Source organism: Acidobacteriota bacterium (genome assembly GCA_016715115.1).
Lineage (GTDB): Bacteria > Acidobacteriota > Blastocatellia > Pyrinomonadales > Pyrinomonadaceae > JAFDVJ01.
Genome location: JADKBM010000011.1, coordinates 634,349 through 649,911 on the forward strand (window position 1 = coordinate 634,349; position 15,563 = coordinate 649,911).

Annotated in this window: 17 protein-coding genes, 1 tRNA gene and 1 riboswitch; of the genes, 14 read left to right on the forward strand and 4 right to left on the reverse strand. The window is 56.6% G+C overall.

Annotated features, from left to right (window positions below; all coding sequences use genetic code 11):
* Positions 1-8: 8 nt before the first annotated feature.
* The 14 genes from IPN69_11365 (at position 9) to IPN69_11430 (ending at position 12,766) form a co-directional block, all read left to right on the forward strand.
* Complete coding sequence (locus IPN69_11365; GenBank protein ID MBK8811314.1) at positions 9-485, forward strand: hypothetical protein; 477 nt, start codon at positions 9-11, stop codon at positions 483-485.
* Positions 486-490: 5 nt separating this feature from the next.
* The gene (locus IPN69_11370; protein ID MBK8811315.1) at positions 491-2,581 is read left to right on the forward strand and encodes a tetratricopeptide repeat protein; all 2,091 of its coding nucleotides are present in this window, start codon (positions 491-493) and stop codon (positions 2,579-2,581) included.
* 124 nt (positions 2,582-2,705) lie between these two features.
* A riboswitch (cyclic di-GMP riboswitch) is annotated at positions 2,706-2,780 on the forward strand.
* 10 nt (positions 2,781-2,790) lie between these two features.
* Positions 2,791-3,393 carry a CAP domain-containing protein gene (locus IPN69_11375; protein ID MBK8811316.1) on the forward strand — a complete coding sequence of 201 codons (603 nt, stop codon included), beginning with the start codon at positions 2,791-2,793 and terminating at the stop codon, positions 3,391-3,393.
* Positions 3,394-3,465: 72 nt separating this feature from the next.
* The gene (gene ispE / locus IPN69_11380; protein MBK8811317.1) at positions 3,466-4,386 is read left to right on the forward strand and encodes a 4-(cytidine 5'-diphospho)-2-C-methyl-D-erythritol kinase; all 921 of its coding nucleotides are present in this window, start codon (positions 3,466-3,468) and stop codon (positions 4,384-4,386) included.
* Positions 4,387-4,395: 9 nt separating this feature from the next.
* A tRNA-Gln gene (locus IPN69_11385) sits at positions 4,396-4,470 on the forward strand.
* Between the two features lie 52 nt (positions 4,471-4,522).
* On the forward strand, positions 4,523-5,479 hold the full coding sequence (locus IPN69_11390; protein ID MBK8811318.1) for a ribose-phosphate pyrophosphokinase: 957 nt from the start codon (positions 4,523-4,525) through the stop codon (positions 5,477-5,479).
* 48 nt (positions 5,480-5,527) lie between these two features.
* The gene (locus tag IPN69_11395) at positions 5,528-5,986 is read left to right on the forward strand and encodes a hypothetical protein (GenBank protein ID MBK8811319.1); all 459 of its coding nucleotides are present in this window, start codon (positions 5,528-5,530) and stop codon (positions 5,984-5,986) included.
* 41 nt (positions 5,987-6,027) lie between these two features.
* Positions 6,028-6,594 carry an aminoacyl-tRNA hydrolase gene (locus tag IPN69_11400; GenBank protein ID MBK8811320.1) on the forward strand — a complete coding sequence of 189 codons (567 nt, stop codon included), beginning with the start codon at positions 6,028-6,030 and terminating at the stop codon, positions 6,592-6,594.
* Between the two features lie 137 nt (positions 6,595-6,731).
* A complete protein-coding gene (gene rpsF / locus IPN69_11405) occupies positions 6,732-7,118 on the forward strand; it encodes a 30S ribosomal protein S6 (protein ID MBK8811321.1) in 387 nt (128 codons plus the stop codon).
* A gap of 90 nt (positions 7,119-7,208) precedes the next feature.
* A complete protein-coding gene (locus tag IPN69_11410) occupies positions 7,209-7,421 on the forward strand; it encodes a 30S ribosomal protein S18 (protein ID MBK8811322.1) in 213 nt (70 codons plus the stop codon).
* A gap of 18 nt (positions 7,422-7,439) precedes the next feature.
* Positions 7,440-7,970: a 50S ribosomal protein L9 gene (locus tag IPN69_11415; GenBank protein ID MBK8811323.1), complete on the forward strand. Its 531-nt coding sequence runs from the start codon at positions 7,440-7,442 to the stop codon at positions 7,968-7,970.
* A 122-nt stretch (positions 7,971-8,092) separates the two neighbouring features.
* Positions 8,093-12,004 carry a replicative DNA helicase gene (locus tag IPN69_11420; protein MBK8811324.1) on the forward strand — a complete coding sequence of 1,304 codons (3,912 nt, stop codon included), beginning with the start codon at positions 8,093-8,095 and terminating at the stop codon, positions 12,002-12,004.
* Positions 11,979-12,521, forward strand: a complete 543-nt coding sequence (locus IPN69_11425; protein MBK8811325.1) for a putative metal-dependent hydrolase — start codon at positions 11,979-11,981, stop codon at positions 12,519-12,521. Before IPN69_11420 ends, IPN69_11425 begins: the two co-directional genes overlap by 26 nt.
* A 20-nt stretch (positions 12,522-12,541) precedes the next feature.
* A complete protein-coding gene (locus IPN69_11430) occupies positions 12,542-12,766 on the forward strand; it encodes a hypothetical protein (GenBank protein ID MBK8811326.1) in 225 nt (74 codons plus the stop codon).
* A 63-nt stretch (positions 12,767-12,829) separates the two neighbouring features.
* On the opposite strand, the gene IPN69_11435 is transcribed toward IPN69_11430, so the two are convergent.
* The 4 genes from IPN69_11435 to pxpB are packed head-to-tail and all read right to left on the reverse strand — an operon-like array spanning position 12,830 to position 15,563.
* Complete coding sequence (locus IPN69_11435; GenBank protein MBK8811327.1) at positions 12,830-13,162, reverse strand: hypothetical protein; 333 nt, start codon at positions 13,160-13,162, stop codon at positions 12,830-12,832.
* A 16-nt stretch (positions 13,163-13,178) separates the two neighbouring features.
* Positions 13,179-13,928, reverse strand: coding sequence for a LamB/YcsF family protein (locus tag IPN69_11440; protein MBK8811328.1), 750 nt, complete (start codon positions 13,926-13,928; stop codon positions 13,179-13,181).
* Positions 13,915-14,880 carry a biotin-dependent carboxyltransferase family protein gene (locus IPN69_11445; GenBank protein ID MBK8811329.1) on the reverse strand — a complete coding sequence of 322 codons (966 nt, stop codon included), beginning with the start codon at positions 14,878-14,880 and terminating at the stop codon, positions 13,915-13,917. The genes IPN69_11440 and IPN69_11445 overlap by 14 nt, the downstream gene beginning before the upstream one ends.
* The gene (gene pxpB / locus IPN69_11450; protein ID MBK8811330.1) at positions 14,880-15,563 is read right to left on the reverse strand and encodes a 5-oxoprolinase subunit PxpB; all 684 of its coding nucleotides are present in this window, start codon (positions 15,561-15,563) and stop codon (positions 14,880-14,882) included. Before pxpB ends, IPN69_11445 begins: the two co-directional genes overlap by 1 nt.

Genomic DNA, 15,563 nt, shown 5'->3' on the forward strand with positions numbered 1-15,563 from the left:
GTCAATCGATGAACGGGATCTCGCCTGAGAATCAGATCGAACTCGAAAAGCGATTTCGGATCGCGGCCTTCATCGGATTGGCACAGATCGCAATGACGATCGTTCTCGCCGTTATCGCGTGGTTTGTGGTTTCGCGGACGGAGATCGTCGAAACGAACGAGTCCGTGACCGCCCTTTGGGTCGCGGTTTTGTTCATCGCGATCGGGAGCATCCTCCTCAGGCGACTGTTTTTCGGTTGGGAACGACTCAAGGACGCGGCATTGCTCGGCGGGATTCCGGGAGTTTTGAAAAAGCTTCAGACAAACAGTTTGATGCTCGGGATGTTCGCCGAAGCGATCGCCGTCATCGGATTTGTGATCGCGATGTTTACCGGCAGCAGTTTCGATATGTTCCGGGCCGCCGCGATCGCGCTGATCGTGTTCTTCATAACCTTTCCCCGCAAGCGAGTCTGGAAGACCGTTGTCGCAAATCTACAGGAAACTTAAGCAGTATGTCGATAAATAAGACAGTCTTGTCGTTCATCGTTCTCGCCGTCTTGGTGCCGATGGGATACTCGCAGGGAACCGGAATTGCCAGACCGACACCCGCGGCGACACCCCGGCCAGTTCCCAAATTGTCGTCGATTTTGGCGAAGAATCTCGAAACGATCGGACCGAATATTGAAGTTTCGCGGGAAAATCGCGAACAGGCGTTCGCGAAGCTGCTCGAAGGGCAGCGATACGTCTGGAGTTTGAGTCGAACGCGTTCGGCAAACGCTCTCGAGATCGTCCGGATGGCGAAACAGGCCTTCCAGAAGGCGGTCGAACTCGACCCGTCGCTCGCGGAGGGATACACCGCGCTCGCGGAACTGTCCCTCTCGGCACCGCCGAACGATGTCGAGGAATCACTCGCGCTCGCGCTGATCGCGGTCAAGGTCGACAAGAACAACTTCGGCAGCAACCGAATTCTGGCTCGGCTTTACACGATCAAGAGTCGCCTGAACACCGGCAATCCTGACGCCGCCAACGCCGAAAAGGCGAAGTCGTACTGGAAGGAAATCTCAAGGCTCGATCCGCGAAATGCAGAGGCCTGGGCATTCCTGAGCGAGTTCTACAGGGACGACCCGGAGAATCGAATTGCGGCACTGAAAAGCTGGATCGGTTCGGCGCAAACTCAGGAGACGAGGTTCTACCGGTCAGTGATGGGCGGTCAGGCCGATCTTTCGCCTGAATCCGCGACGATTCTCCTCGGTGCGGCACTGGTCGACGCCAAGCGTTTTTCCGAAGCGGTCGATGTTCTCAATCAGGCAGTCGCCGACGACCCGGAGAATCCGGAAGCCGTCGAGTATCTCAGCCGCGCGATCGATAACGTCGATGCGAAAACGGCGGCAACGTCGGTTCAGGCGATTCAGGCGGCAATTTACGCGAATCCCGGAAACACCCAATTGATCCTGTTGCTCGCAAAGATCCAGACACGGGCCGGAAACGCTGCCGAGACGTCGAAATTCCTCAACGACACGATCGCCCGGCTTGCCGAACAGGACAAAGCCGCTGCCGCCGGACTGCAGATCGGTCTTGGCGAGATATACGGCAATGCCGAGCGCTACGACGAGGCGGTCGCGGAGTTCAGGAAAGCGCTGACGACGCGGGGCATCGCGACGGACAAGGCGGCGACGGATGAAGAGCGCGATTTTGCGATCGTCGTTTTCGAACGGATCATCCAGACATATAAGGCGGCTGGCCGTTTCAACGACGCCAAGACCGCGATTCTCGAGTCCCAGAAGGTCCTCGGCGACGAAGATTCGTTTACGGATCGCCAGTTGATCGCGCTCTATCGCGAGAACGGCAAGAAGGCCGAGGCTCTTCAAGCCGTGAAATACGCCCGCGTCAGATTTCCCGACGACTACGGATTTCTGCGCACGGAAGCGATGGTCCTGACTGAACTGGGCAGGGTTGATGAAGGGGTGGCGATCGTCAAATCGCTGCTCGGCAAACAGAATCCGGCGTCGCCGTCGATTATGTACGATGATTTTTCGAATCATCTTTTTATCGCGATCCTCTTCGGTGAAGCGAAGCGCGGAAAAGATTCGGTGGCGGCAGCCAATCAGGCGATAGCCCTCGCGACCGATGACGAACGACTCCAGATAGCGCAACTGACGCTGGCAACGGGCCAACAGGTCGCGGGTGATTTCGTCGGGGCTGAAACGACCTTGCGCGGAATTCTGAAGAGATCGCCGCAGAATCCGATCGCGCTCAACAACCTTGGTTATTTTCTGGTCGAGCGCGGACAGAAACTCGAAGAAGCTTTGAAATTCATCCAGCAGGCCCTTGCGGTTGACCCTGAGAACTCCGCGTTCCTCGACAGCCTCGGTTGGGCATATTTCAAGCTCGGCAAACTTGAACTTGCGGAAGAGAATCTCAAAAAGGCGCTCAAACTCGATCCCGCTTCGGCAACGTTGCACGATCATCTCGGCGACGTTTATGAGAAGCAGGGCAAAAGCGATCTTGCGCGGCAAATGTGGCAGCGCGCGCTTGGATTTTCGAGCGACCCCGAACAGACGGCCGGACTCAAGCAGAAGATCTTGGGTAAGAAGTCGAAATAGCCGACGATTTGAACTACTGGAAAGCGCTCTCATCCGAGGGCGCTTTTTTCTTGGAAACCCAGGTCAATTAGTGGTTTTCTTTATCTGCGGAGATTGTTCCGACAAGGAAGAAACTCCGATCCTTAACCGAAAAGGGCAACCGCGCCTCGCGCGGACGCAAAGCCTTGATGCCGCCAAGCCGGCAAGTCAGGCTACCGAAGTGAGGGTTGATGAAGAAAAAAACACACCTTTCCGTAGCATTTCTATCCGCAATCGTACTCGCCGCAACGCTTTCGATCGACGCGCAAAACCTGAAGGCCGACCCGTCGGAAGCCGTTTCGACCGGGTCGAAGAACTCAAGACTCGACCGTCAGCGCGTTGTGGCCGCGCCCCGTCGCGATTCATCCAAGTTCGAATTCAGCGAATCGGAGATCCGCGCGTTTGAAAAACAAGCGTTCGCGCTGATCAACCGCCGCCGCGCCGAGGCCGGCCTGACGGAGATGGCGTGGAGCGACGACGTGGCGAAGGTCGCCCGGCTCCATTCGGAGAATATGGCGACTTTGAACTTCTTCGGACACCGGGGCGCCGACGGCAAGATGGTCGATGAACGGGCCGATCAACTCGGGGTCAAACGCTGGAGGGCAATCGGTGAGAATATCGCGTACAGCCGGGGGTACGACGACCCGATGACGTTGTCGGTCGAGAAGTGGATGCTCTCGAACGGGCATCGCGAGAACTTGCTCAATCCGCGCTGGAAGGAATCGGGAATCGGCATTTCGGTCACCGCCGACGGCACGTTTTATGTGACTCAGGTCTTCCTCGAGCGCCGCTGAACCCTCAGCCGATCGACCGTTTGAAGCAACCGCCGGGTTGCCTCATCCTATTTCATTTCTTATGCTTACGGAATGACTGCCGACGCATTTGAACTCCCGAGTTTTGCGAAGATCAACTGGCAACTCCAGGTGCTCGGAAAGCGTGAGAATGGGTTTCACGACCTTTGCACGGTCTTTCAGACGGTTTCATTGAACGATGCTCTGGCGTTTGAACCTTATGAAACGCTCGCGTTTGAATGCGATTCGGCCGACATTCCCGCGGACGATTCGAATCTGGTGGTCCGCGCCGCTCACCTTTTGAGGTCGGAATTCGGAGTTCGAGAGGGCGCGCGGATCTTTCTTCGCAAGCGAATTCCGGCACCGGGCGGACTTGGCGGCGGTTCGTCGAACGCCGCGACGGCGCTCCTCGGACTCGCAGGGCTTTGGGATCTGAAGATAAGTTCCGAGCGCTTGGCGACGATCGGCGCGCAGCTAGGATCGGACGTTCCGTTCTTTCTTACGGGCGGGACGGCGCTTGGAACCGGTCGCGGTACCGAGATCGAAGCGCTGCCGGATGTCATTGAAAGATATATGATTATCGTGACGCCGGAGATCGGCGTTTCAACCGCGGAAGCGTTCCGGCGGCTCGATGCATCCCGCTTGACAAAGGTTGAGTCAAAACGTATTCTCAAAATTTGCCGAAAAGGCGCCCTGATGTTCAACCAACGGCGTCCGGCATTGAAAAACGATTTCGAAGCAAGCGTTTTCATATCGCATCCTGAGATCAAACGAGTGAAAGACAAGTTGTTGGAACTCGGCGCGGCCGACGCGTTGATGTCGGGGAGCGGAGCGAGCGTTTTTGCGGTTTTTGACAAAGAAGAGACACGGCAAGCGACACTTAAAGCCCTTGAAGCATTCAAGAATTGGCGAAAGTTTGCCGTAGCAACCGTCTCGCGGAACGAGTTCCGCGAAGCGCTCGGCAGAGTGCGGAGGTTGTTTCCGATTAGTTTCTGAAATTGATACTGGGGCGTAGCCAAGTGGTAAGGCACCGGATTTTGGTTCCGGCATTCGCAGGTTCGAGTCCTTCCGCCCCAGCCATTTTTCTGATCGGAACGAGCAATTAAGGCAATTGCTCGTTTTTCTTTTGAAGATGAGCGTCACTGGCAGCATAAAAATTTTCTCGGGTAATGCGCACCGCGTCCTGGCGGAAGAGATCTGCCGTCACCTGAGTTGTGATCTCGGCCGCGCGAGCACGGATCGTTTTTCGGACGGCGAGTTTAACTTTCAGATCGGCGAGAACGTTCGCGGGACGGATGTTTTCATTATCCAGCCGACATGTCCGCCGGTCGATCAAAACCTGATGGAACTGCTCGTGATGATCGACACGTTTCGTCGGGCTTCGGCAGCCAGCGTCACTGCCGTGATCCCGTATTTCGGTTATGCGCGCTCTGACAAGAAAGACCGTCCGCGCGTGCCGATCGCCGCGAAGCTCGTCGCCAATCTGTTGACGACCGCCGGCGCTGAAAGGATTCTGACGGTCGATCTGCACGCGTCGCAGATCCAGGGGTTTTTTGACATTCCGGTCGATCACCTTTTCGCGGCGCCGGTCATCGTCGAGTATTTTCAGGAGAACGCGATCGACAATCTGATCGTTGTCGCGCCCGACACCGGCGGCGCCGAACGCGCCCGGGCTTATGCAAAACGGCTAAATGCCGGGCTGGCGCTTTGCGACAAGCGCCGCGAAAAGGCGAACGTCGCCGATGTTATGAACATCGTCGGAGACGTCCGCGGCAAGAATTGCCTGATCATCGACGATATGTGCGACACTGGCGGAACCATCTGTAAGGTCGCGCAGGCGCTCCACGAGAACGGCGCCAATGAGATCTACGCGTGTTTTTCGCACGCTGTCTTGTCGGGCAATGCGGCCGACAACATTTCGGCTTCGCACATCAAGAAGGTGATCGTGACCAACACCATCCCGCTTCGTGAAGATGCCGACAAACTCCGCGCCGAAGGCCGCATCGAGCTGCTTAGCATCGGCAGGCTTCTCGCGACCGGGATCAAATCAATACACGATGAAACGAGCGTTTCGTCATTGTTTATTTAGGGAGCCACGCTTCGGGTTTTTGAATCGGGGCGGGACTTGAGAGGAATTATGGCAGACAAAATTGTTGTAAAAGCAGAAAAAAGGGAAGGACGCGGCAAAAACGATTCGCGCAGATTGCGTCGTGACGGCAAGATCCCGGTTTCGATCTACGGCGGCGGCGGCGAAACGTTGGCGCTGACGGCGAACCTCAGCGATCTCGCGGCGGTCCTGCGTACGGAAAGCGGAGTCAACACGGTCTTTGCGGTCGACATCGACGGCGTCGGCGTCAGCGACGTGATCTTTCACGATCGTCAGATCGACAGCATCAAAGGTCGTTTGATGCACGCCGATCTGCGGCGAATGGTCGGTGGTGACGTGGCCGAGTTTAACAAACGCGTCGAGGCCGAAGCGCAGGTTGCGGCAGACGCCGCCGAGGCGAGAGCCGTAGCGGCAGCCGAAGCCGAAGCGATTGCCGTCGCCGCGGATGATGCCGCGGCCGAAGTCGCCGAAACCGAAAGCAAGGCCTGATAGTCTCTCCGGTGTATCCGGGCGACCGTATGGAATCGTCGATGGCGAAAAAGTGGCTGATCGTTGGTCTCGGAAATCCCGGAACGCGCTACGAAAAGAGCCGTCACAACCTCGGTTTCATGCTCGTCGACAGGCTCGCGCAGCGGCTTCAGACGTCGGTTAGGCGCGAGGAGTGCCGTGCGCTGGTCGGTCGCGGCGAGATTGACAATCAAACGGTCGAACTGGTCAAGCCGCAGACGTTTATGAATCTCAGCGGCGAGGCCGTCAGTTGCCTTTTGAAAAAGGATGATCGAGCGGTTGAAAAACTGATCGTGATCTCCGATGACCTCGCGCTCCCGTTCGGCAAGATTCGCATCCGGCCGAAGGGAAGTCACGGCGGACAGAATGGCTTGAGGTCGATCATCGATTGTCTCCGGACACAGGAATTCGCCCGCCTGCGAATCGGCATCGAGCCGGTGCACCCGTTGGGCGACGCGCGAAGTTTCGTGCTTGAGAATTTTTCGAAGAACGACCTCTCGGAGGTTGATTCGATATTGGACAGAGGCGCCGACGCCGTTTTTTCGATGATCGGGAACGGGATCGAAAAGGCAATGGCGCAATTTAATTGATTTTCGGAATCGTGATTTCGGATTTGAGACGGCGGAGATTGGACAAGGATCCAAAATCCCAAATCCCAAATCCCAAATCCAAACGCCCTTCTTGCTTTGCCGCCTGGCGGTAAAGCTGGAAAGCCAAAAGGAGGAAAATGGCAAACAGAACATATGAAGTAATGTATATCGCGACGCCCGAGGCAAGTGACGACACGATCGTCAAACTCAACGACGCGATCGTTAAGTTGATCGAAAAGGAAGGCGGAAGCGTCGTCAAAACCGACGACTGGGGCCGTCGTAAACTCGCCTATCCGATCAAAAAGAAAACCGAAGGCTACTACGTCTTGTTTGAAGTCGAAGGTTCAGGGCAGGAAATTGCCGAACTCGAACGCCGTATGCGCGTCAATGACCTGATTATGCGCTATATCACGGTTCGCGTCGATGAAGATCGAAAAGCGGCCGACAAGAAGCAGGCGAAGCGAGATCGCCGCCGCAACCGCGGAGGCGAAAGCGAAACGGCTGAGACCGACGCAAACCAGTAAACGAGGAGTCTTGAAATGGAAAAGGAAAGAGAATTGAACGACACTGAAGCACCTGAACTCGAAGTCGGGCTTGAACAGGATCTCGAAAAAATGCCGCGCCGTTTTCAGCGCCGCCGCCCGCGCGCGACCGTCCCGGATTACGTCGATTGGAAGGACGTCGATTATCTCCGACGCTTCATTCCAGAGCGCGGAAAGATCATGCCGCGCCGTATTTCAGGAATTACCGCTAAAGATCAGCGCCGCGTCGCCAAAGCGATCAAGCGCGCGCGTTCGATGGCTTTGATCCCGTTCGTCGCGGACTAAGCAAGGAGATTTCATACTATGGCAAACACAAACATTCTTTTGCGTGAAGATATCGATACGTTGGGCGGCCGCGGCGAGATCGTTAAGGTCAAGGCGGGATATGCCCGCAACTATTTGCTGCCGCAGGGGCTCGCGACGCTCGCAACGAAAGGAAACGTCAAGCAGATCGAACTCGAACGTGCGGCACTTTTGAAAAAGGCGGCGCAGGAACGCGCTACGGCCGAACTTCAGGCGGATCAGATGAGCAGCATCGCGCTTGAATTCGTTCGCAAGTCGGGCGAAACCGGAACGCTTTTCGGTTCCGTGACGTCGATGGATATCGCTGAAGCGCTCGCCGCCAAAGGCTACGAGATCGACCGTCGGAAAGTGAATTTGAAGGACGCGATCAAGGAAACCGGCGAGTACACGGTGGGCGTCAAACTGCACCGCGAAGTCGTGCTCAACGTGCCCGTGACGGTGCGCGGCGAGGGCGAAATTGCGGCGGTTCCGGCGGCGGCTGAAGTGCCTGCCGAGCCGGCTGCCGAAGCAACCGAAGACACCCAAAACTAACCCGAAAAAAACGTCCCGGTTTTTGGACGTTTTTTTCGACAGGTAGTATCATCAAAGACTGCGCCAAAAGGTCGCGGTCTTTTTTGTTTTGGTCTTCAGAACCTTGTATTCGTATCTAAAAAATGGCTTCAAATTCCGATTATACCCGCGATCAATTTCTCGAAAAACCGCTCCCGAGCAGCCCGGACAGCGAGCGCGTGATCCTCGGCGCGATCCTGCTCGACAATCAGCTGATCTCCCAGGCGATCGAACATTTGCGGGCCGACGATTTCTATTCGCCTCTTCACCGGCGGATCTTCAAGGCGATGACGTCGCTTTTTGAGCGCAGCGAGCGAATCGATCCGATTCTGATCGGCGAAGAACTGAAGAGGGACGGCGCGATCGATTCGATCGGCGGGATCGCGACGATCACGAACCTGACTTATGGACTGCCGCATTTCTCGGATATCCTGACGTACACCAAGGTCGTCAAGGACAAGTCGATCATCCGCAATCTGATCAAGGTCTGCAATCAGATCACGAGCGAAGCGCTGGCCGAAGAGGACGATGCCGCCGACATTCTCGACCACGCCGAGCAGCAGATCTTCGCGCTCGCCGACGAAAAGACGCGCGAAGGGCTTTCGCACGTCCGTCCGATCGCCGAAACAGTGCTCGCCAAGGTCCAGGAGTTCGCGAAACGCGAAACCCACGCTTTGACAGGACTCTCGACCGGTTTTCGCGATTTTGACGAAAAGACGTCGGGGCTTCAAAAGACCGATCTGATCATCGTCGCGGCGAGGCCGTCAATGGGCAAATGTCTTGAAGCGAACAGTCTGATCGCATTGTCCGACGGTCGTGTCCGAACGATCGAGCAGATCTACAAAGAGCGCGGCGCCGAACTTCTGACTCTCGGGGACGATTTCAAATTTCGGGGAACTTCCGCGTCGGATTTTATTGACGACGGCATCAAACCCGTCTACAAGGTCCGGACACGGCTCGGCCGGGAGATCGAAACCACGCTCACGCACCCGTTTCTGACGATCAACGGCTGGAAACCGCTTTCCGAGATAAAACCCGGTTCCAAGATCGCCGTTCCGCGCATTGTCGAGATTTTAGGCAAGCGCGAGATGCGGGACTGTGAAATCAAGATACTTGCATACCTGATCGGCGACGGATGTCTGACCAAATCGTCTCCGGAGTTCATTGCGGCCAAACCACATATCCGCGAGGATTTCCGAGCGGCGGTTGCGGACTTCGGCGGGGTCGAAGCGGTGCCCAATAATTCGGCGGACCGGACTTTTTCGTTTCGTGTAAGGAAGACGCCCGACGTCCAAGGTCGGGACAATCCGATGACCGGTTGGCTGCGCTCGCTCGGAGTATTCGGTTGCGGCGCGCATCGGAAGTTCGTTCCAGATCCGATCTTTGAACTCGGTCGCGCGTCTCTTGCGCTCTTCCTGAATCGGCTATTCGCGACCGACGGCTGGGCCTGCGTGCTCGCGAGCGGTCAGGTCCAGTTGGGTTACGCATCGGTCAGCGAACGAATGATCCGGCAGATCCAGCATCTTCTGTTGCGCTTTGGCGTTGTTGGCCGGCTAAAGGAACGAAGCGTAAGATATGCGGGCGTGCGTCGCCGCGCCTGGCAAATCGACATCACCGACGCGCTTTCGATCGCGACGTTCGCAACCGAAATTGGGATCATTGGCAGAGAATCCGAGTTCGAAGCGATTGTTTCGCGTCTTGAGTCGAAGAACTACCAAACGAACCGGGATCTCGTTCCGATTGAAGTTTGGGAGCATCTCACAGCCGTTAAGGGGACAGAATCCTGGGGTTCGTTGGCGAAACGCGCGGGCTTCAAGGGTTATTCGAATATTCATGTCGGCAAACGCGCGCCAACGCGCCAACGGATCGGACAATTCGCCGCCGCGCTCTCCGACAAGTATCTTGAGAATCTCTCGAATAGCGACGTTTACTGGGACACCATTGTTTCGATCGAATACGCCGGTGACAAACAGGTTTACGACCTGACGATTCCCGGGACGCATAATTTCGTAGCCAACGACATATGCGTTCACAACACGGCGCTGTGCCTGACCCTTGCACAAAATGCGGCGATTCTCGAAAACGCGTGCGTCGCCGTGTTCTCGCTTGAGATGTCGAAGGAACAGCTCGTGATGCGTATGCTGTCGAGTGAGGCGAAGGTTGACGCGCACCGCTTTCGAACCGGCTATCTGACGCGGGACGAATGGGCGCGGCTCGCGGAGGCGATCGGGACCCTGTCCGAAGCGAACATCTTTATCGACGATATGCCCGGAATCTCGGTACTCGAGATGCGCGCCAAGCTGCGCCGTCTCGCCGCCGAGCAGAAGCGGCTCGATCTCGTCGTCGTCGACTATATGCAACTGATGTCGGGTTCGAAGCGCTCGGAATCGCGCCAGCAGGAAGTTTCGCAGATTTCGCGCGAACTCAAAGCATTGGCCAAGGAAATGCAGGTTCCGGTCGTCGCACTCTCGCAGCTTTCACGAGCGCCGGAAGCGAGAAATCCGCCGAAACCGATGATGTCGGATCTCAGGGAAAGCGGTTGCCTCGCTGGCGAGAGTCTGGTCACGATGGCGGACTCGGGCGAACGTGTTCCGATTCGGGATCTCGTCGGAAAGTCAGGATTTCGCGTCTGGGCGCTTAACGAATCAAGTTGGAGATTCGAGAAAGCGGTCGTCACCAATGCGTTTTCTACCGGTCGCAGAAGTGTTTACAAAATGACGACGCGGCTCGGGCGACAGATTCGTGCGACCGGAAATCACAAGTTCCTCGGGTTCGACGGATGGAGGCGACTTGATGAGTTTCGTCCCGGAGAGCGGATCGCGTTGCCACGGGCGATCCGCAACGATGTTTCGCAAACAATGTCCGACGATGAGTTGGCATTGCTCGGGCACCTGATCGGCGATGGCTGCACGCTGCCGCGTCGCGCGATCCAGTACACGACCCGCGAAGAAGATCTGGCGTGGCTCGTCGCGGAGATTTCGACTCGGGTTTTCGGCGCTGACGTGCAGCCGCGAATAAAGCGCGAAAGAAAGTGGTATCAGGTTTATCTCACTTCGTCCCGACGTCACACGCATGGTGTCCGTAGCGCGATAGCCGAGTGGCTCGATGACCTCGGCGCTTGGGGGCTGAGGTCGCACGAAAAACGCGTCCCCGAGAGGGTGTTTGCCCAACCAAGCGCTGCGATCGCATTGTTCATACGGCACCTTTGGGCAACCGATGGGTGTCTCTGGATCGGGCAACGTCATCCTGCGATTTATTACGCGACGAGTAGTGAACGTCTCGCCCTCGATGTTCAGTCTCTATTGTCGCGCCTGGAGATAAATTCGCGTTTGCGTAGAACCGCTCAGGGCTCGAAAGGGCGGGACCAATACCACGTCATTGTCAGCGGCAAATCGGACATCGAATCATTCATGACGAAGGTGGGGGCGGTTGGCGAGCGTCGCCGTTCGATCCTTGATCGTATTCGAGTGTTCATTTCCGCGATCAAAGAGAATACCAACAGAGACATCATTCCGTCGGACGTCTGGCGGACCTACATCGTCCCGGAAGCAAAAAAGCGTTCGATCAGCTCGCGTGCGCTGCTTGCAGGAATTGAAACCGCATACTGCGGCACGAAGATCTATAGTCAGAATGTCAGTCGCGCGCGGGCGCTGCGCCTCGCGAAGTTCCTTGAGTCCGAAACGCTCTTTCAATTGGCGCAGAGCGATGTTTACTGGGACGAGGTCGTTTCGGTTGAAGCGGATGGGGAAACCGAGGTATTCGATTTGACGGTTGAGGCGCACCACTGTTTCATTGCGGAGGATATTCTCGTCCACAACAGCATCGAGCAGGACGCCGACGTCGTGGCGTTCATTTACCGCGAAGATTATTACAAGCCGTCGGAAGAAAATGCCGGCATTGCGGACATATTGATCGCGAAACAGCGCAACGGCCCGACGGGAACCGTGCGGCTCGCGTTTTTGAAAGAGTTTACGAGGTTCGAGAATTATTATGGAGAATACAACAGCAACGAGTAACGATCTTCGGTATCCGATCGGAAAATTCGACCCGTCAAGAGTCATCACGCCCGAGATTCGCGCAGCAAACGTCGCGGCGATCAGGGATCTTCCGGGAAAAATCGAAGCCGCCATCGCCGGACTTTCGGACGGGCAACTTGACACCGAATATCGCCCGGAAGGTTGGACGGTGAGGCAGACGGTGCATCACGTCGCTGACTCGCATATCAACTCGTTCTGCCGTTTCAAACTGGCGCTGACCGAGGACGTTCCGACGATCCGGCCTTACGCCGAGGAGCGCTGGGCGGAACTCGCCGACAGCCTCTTGCCGCTCGATTCGAGCCTCGCGATCATCCGCGGCGTTCATCACCGGCTGCACATTCTGCTCGAATCACTGTCCGACGCGGATTTCGAACGCGAGTTGATACATCCCGATTCCGGTCAGTTCTCGGTCGACCGTCTCCTTGCGCTCTATGCCTGGCACGGCGCGCACCACGTCGCACATATCGCCGGACTTCGCGAAAGAAACGGCTGGTGAGGGGATTGGGGATTTGCGATTTGCGATTTGCGGATTCCAGAGATTCCGGATTATTGGGATTCCAGTATTCCAGGGATTCCAGATTCCAGGGATTCCACGGATTCCAGGGATTCCAGATTCCAGATTCCAGGGATTCCAGATTCCAGGGATTCCAGATTCCAGAAATTCCAGATTCCAGAAATTCCAGATTCCAGAAATTCCAGATTCCAGATTCCAGAAATTCCAGATTCCGAAATCGTAGATAATCCGAATTCCGAATTCCCAAATCCGAAATCTCAAATATCTGGAATATCTGGAAATTGGAATCTCTAAAATCTGGAATCTCTGGAATCTCTGGAATCCCTGGAATCTCTGGAATCTCTGGAATCCCCTGGAATCTCTGGAATCCCTGGAATCTCTGGAATCTCTGGAATCTCTGGAATCTCTGGAATCTCTGGAATCCCTGGTATCTGGAATCTGGAATTTCTGGAATCTGGAATCCCTGGAATCCCTGGAATCTCTGGAATCTCTGGAATCTGGAATCTGGAATCCCTGGAATCCCTGGAATCCCTGGAATCCCTGGAATCCCTGGAATCCCTGGAATCTGGAATATCTGGAATCTGGAATCTCCGTAATCCGCAATCGCAAATCGCAAATCGCAAATCGAAAATGAGACGGTCATCTGACGGCAATCCCAATTGCAATCAACGCGTTGCGGATCTTCGTCGCGAATTCGACGGCGTGTGGGCTGTCGCCGTGGATGCAGACTGTTTCGGCGCAGATCGGGACCGGGACGCCTTCGACGCTTCTAACCGTCGAGTTCGTGATCATCCCGATCACCTGCCGGATGGCCGCATCCGCATCCGTGATGAGCGCATCGGGGCGTGTTCGCGGCGTCAAACTTCCGTCGGTTTGATAGGTTCGGTCGGCGAAAACCTCAGACGCGGTCCTGAGTCCGGCCGATTCGGCTTCGGCGATCAGGAAACTCCCCGAGAGACCGTACAAAACGAGATTTCCGTCGATCTTTTTCACGGCTTCCGCGATCGCGCGCGCGATCTCGCGATCCTTCGCCGCCTGATTGTAGAGCGCGCCGTGAGGCTTGACGTGATTGAGCCTTGCGCCGAACGCCTCACAAATTCCTTTGACCGTCGCGACCTGAAAGAGAACGATATCGAAGATCTCGGCCGGCGACAATTTCATCTCACGACGTCCGAAGCCCTGCAGGTCGGGAAAGGAAGGATGCGCGCCGATCTTGACGCCTTTGCCTATCGCCGTCTCGACCGTTTGCCTCAGAACCGTCGCATCGCCGGCGTGAAATCCGCAGGCGACGTTGATCGACGAGACAAGATCCATCAGTTCGGCGTCACGTCCCATTTGCCAGGCGCCGAAACTCTCGCCCATATCCGCGTTGAGATCAATCGATTGCATCGAGTCTAAATCTACAGCCAGCGCGCAGCAAACTCAAATCCTTTTCGAATTCGAGGCAGAGTCTTTCCGATTCATCCTCTGAGACCGAATGAAATCCGACCTTGTCGCCGGCGACAAGTTGCGCGACCAGCGGCAGGTCCGTGGGGATGACATTGGCCAGACGCGGATAACCGCCGGACGTCTGATGGTCGGCCATCAGGATGATCAACTGCCCGTCCGGAAGCAGTTGGATCGTTCCGAAGTTCACGGCCGACGAGACGAGCTCAAACGGTTCGGCAAGCGCGACGGTTGGGCCTTCGAGCCGGAAACCCATCCGGTCCGACCGCGGCGAGATCGAAAACAGACGTTCGTTGAAGATTCGCCGGGAATCTTCCGGCAGGAGTTCAAATTCGGCGCCGGCGACATAGCGGACGGTCGGGATCGGCCGGTATATCGGGAGGAGCCGCGACGAAGCGCGGAGCGGCGGAGCCGGCGAGCGGTTTGCCGTTCTTCCGAAGCCGACGCGGTCGCCGGCAATCAATGCACGGCCGCGAAATCCGCCGATCGCGGCCTTGATGTTGGTCGAACCGCTCCCGAGCCATCGCTCGATCTCGAATCCGCCACTCACCGCGAGATACGCGCGGGCACCGGAGACACGTCGCGAAAACGCCAGTGAATCGCCCGCCGACGCCGCGTAAAGCCGCCACGGTTCGATCTCCGAATCGTTAAGCCGTCCACCGAAATCGGCTCCGCATAAGGAAAAAAGCACCGGCTCGGTAAACTCGATCTCGGGCGCCGGAAAATGCATTTCGAGAACCGCCTCGCCGTCGGGATTTCCGCAGAGGATATTTGAGATCCGCGCCGCAGCCGTATCCATCACGCCGCCGGGATTGATCCCGAAACGCGCGAAACCGTTGCGCCCAAGATCTTGAAACGAAGCGAGCATTCCGGGTTTTCGAATCAGAATTCCCATCAGGCGGCAATGAATCTGACACGGTCGCCGGCCCGAAGCGAGGTCGGCGAAGCGCAGTCGGGCGTGAACATCTCAAAGTCGGTCCGGCCGATTATCTGCCAGCCGCCGGGCGACGCCATCGGATAGATGCCGGTTTGGCGGCCGGCGATGCCGACGCTGCCTTTTTCGACACGCGTCCGCGGCGAAAGCTTGCGCGGCGAGGCGATGCGCTCGTCGATCTCGCCCATATACGGGAATCCGGGAAGGAATCCGAGCATAAAAACGCGATAGGTCCGCGATGTGAAAATGCCGACGGTCTCGGCTGTTGAGAGTTTCCCCGAATCGGCGACGAACTGAAGGTCGGGACCCGAGCCTGGAGAAAAATCCACGGGGACCTCGATCAGCCTCGACGTTTCCGTTTCGCGAATCGTCAGTTCGTCAACCGTTTTCGCAAGGTATCGGGAAACGAACGCGAAAACCGTCGATCCGGAAGGGATCGTTCGCCGCAGCTCCATAAAGTCAAAAAAAACGGTGCACGACGAAAACGCCGGCACTGCTTCAATAAGGCCGGGAAACGCGGTTTCCCCGATCCTGGCCGCAAGCGCCAGAACGCGACGGTTGAGTTGTTCGGAGATCACATTGCCGAAGTCAATCGTCACGGCGTCGAGGCCTTGCGGGAAGATTCTGTAATCGTTGCCGGTCAT

What these genes read in the sequence shown, in the direction of transcription:
- IPN69_11365 (MBK8811314.1), top strand. Translation starts at nt 9, where the DNA reads ATGAACGGGATCTCGCCTGAGAATCAGATCGAACTCGAAAAGCGATTT.
- IPN69_11370 (MBK8811315.1), top strand. Translation starts at nt 491, where the DNA reads ATGTCGATAAATAAGACAGTCTTGTCGTTCATCGTTCTCGCCGTCTTG.
- IPN69_11375 (MBK8811316.1), top strand. Translation starts at nt 2,791, where the DNA reads ATGAAGAAAAAAACACACCTTTCCGTAGCATTTCTATCCGCAATCGTA.
- ispE (MBK8811317.1), top strand. Translation starts at nt 3,466, where the DNA reads ATGACTGCCGACGCATTTGAACTCCCGAGTTTTGCGAAGATCAACTGG.
- IPN69_11390 (MBK8811318.1), top strand. Translation starts at nt 4,523, where the DNA reads ATGAGCGTCACTGGCAGCATAAAAATTTTCTCGGGTAATGCGCACCGC.
- IPN69_11395 (MBK8811319.1), top strand. Translation starts at nt 5,528, where the DNA reads ATGGCAGACAAAATTGTTGTAAAAGCAGAAAAAAGGGAAGGACGCGGC.
- IPN69_11400 (MBK8811320.1), top strand. Translation starts at nt 6,028, where the DNA reads ATGGCGAAAAAGTGGCTGATCGTTGGTCTCGGAAATCCCGGAACGCGC.
- rpsF (MBK8811321.1), top strand. Translation starts at nt 6,732, where the DNA reads ATGGCAAACAGAACATATGAAGTAATGTATATCGCGACGCCCGAGGCA.
- IPN69_11410 (MBK8811322.1), top strand. Translation starts at nt 7,209, where the DNA reads ATGCCGCGCCGTTTTCAGCGCCGCCGCCCGCGCGCGACCGTCCCGGAT.
- IPN69_11415 (MBK8811323.1), top strand. Translation starts at nt 7,440, where the DNA reads ATGGCAAACACAAACATTCTTTTGCGTGAAGATATCGATACGTTGGGC.
- IPN69_11420 (MBK8811324.1), top strand. Translation starts at nt 8,093, where the DNA reads ATGGCTTCAAATTCCGATTATACCCGCGATCAATTTCTCGAAAAACCG.
- IPN69_11425 (MBK8811325.1), top strand. Translation starts at nt 11,979, where the DNA reads ATGGAGAATACAACAGCAACGAGTAACGATCTTCGGTATCCGATCGGA.
- IPN69_11440 (MBK8811328.1), bottom strand. Translation starts at nt 13,928, where the DNA reads ATGCAATCGATTGATCTCAACGCGGATATGGGCGAGAGTTTCGGCGCC.
- IPN69_11445 (MBK8811329.1), bottom strand. Translation starts at nt 14,880, where the DNA reads ATGGGAATTCTGATTCGAAAACCCGGAATGCTCGCTTCGTTTCAAGAT.
- pxpB (MBK8811330.1), bottom strand. Translation starts at nt 15,563, where the DNA reads ATGACCGGCAACGATTACAGAATCTTCCCGCAAGGCCTCGACGCCGTG.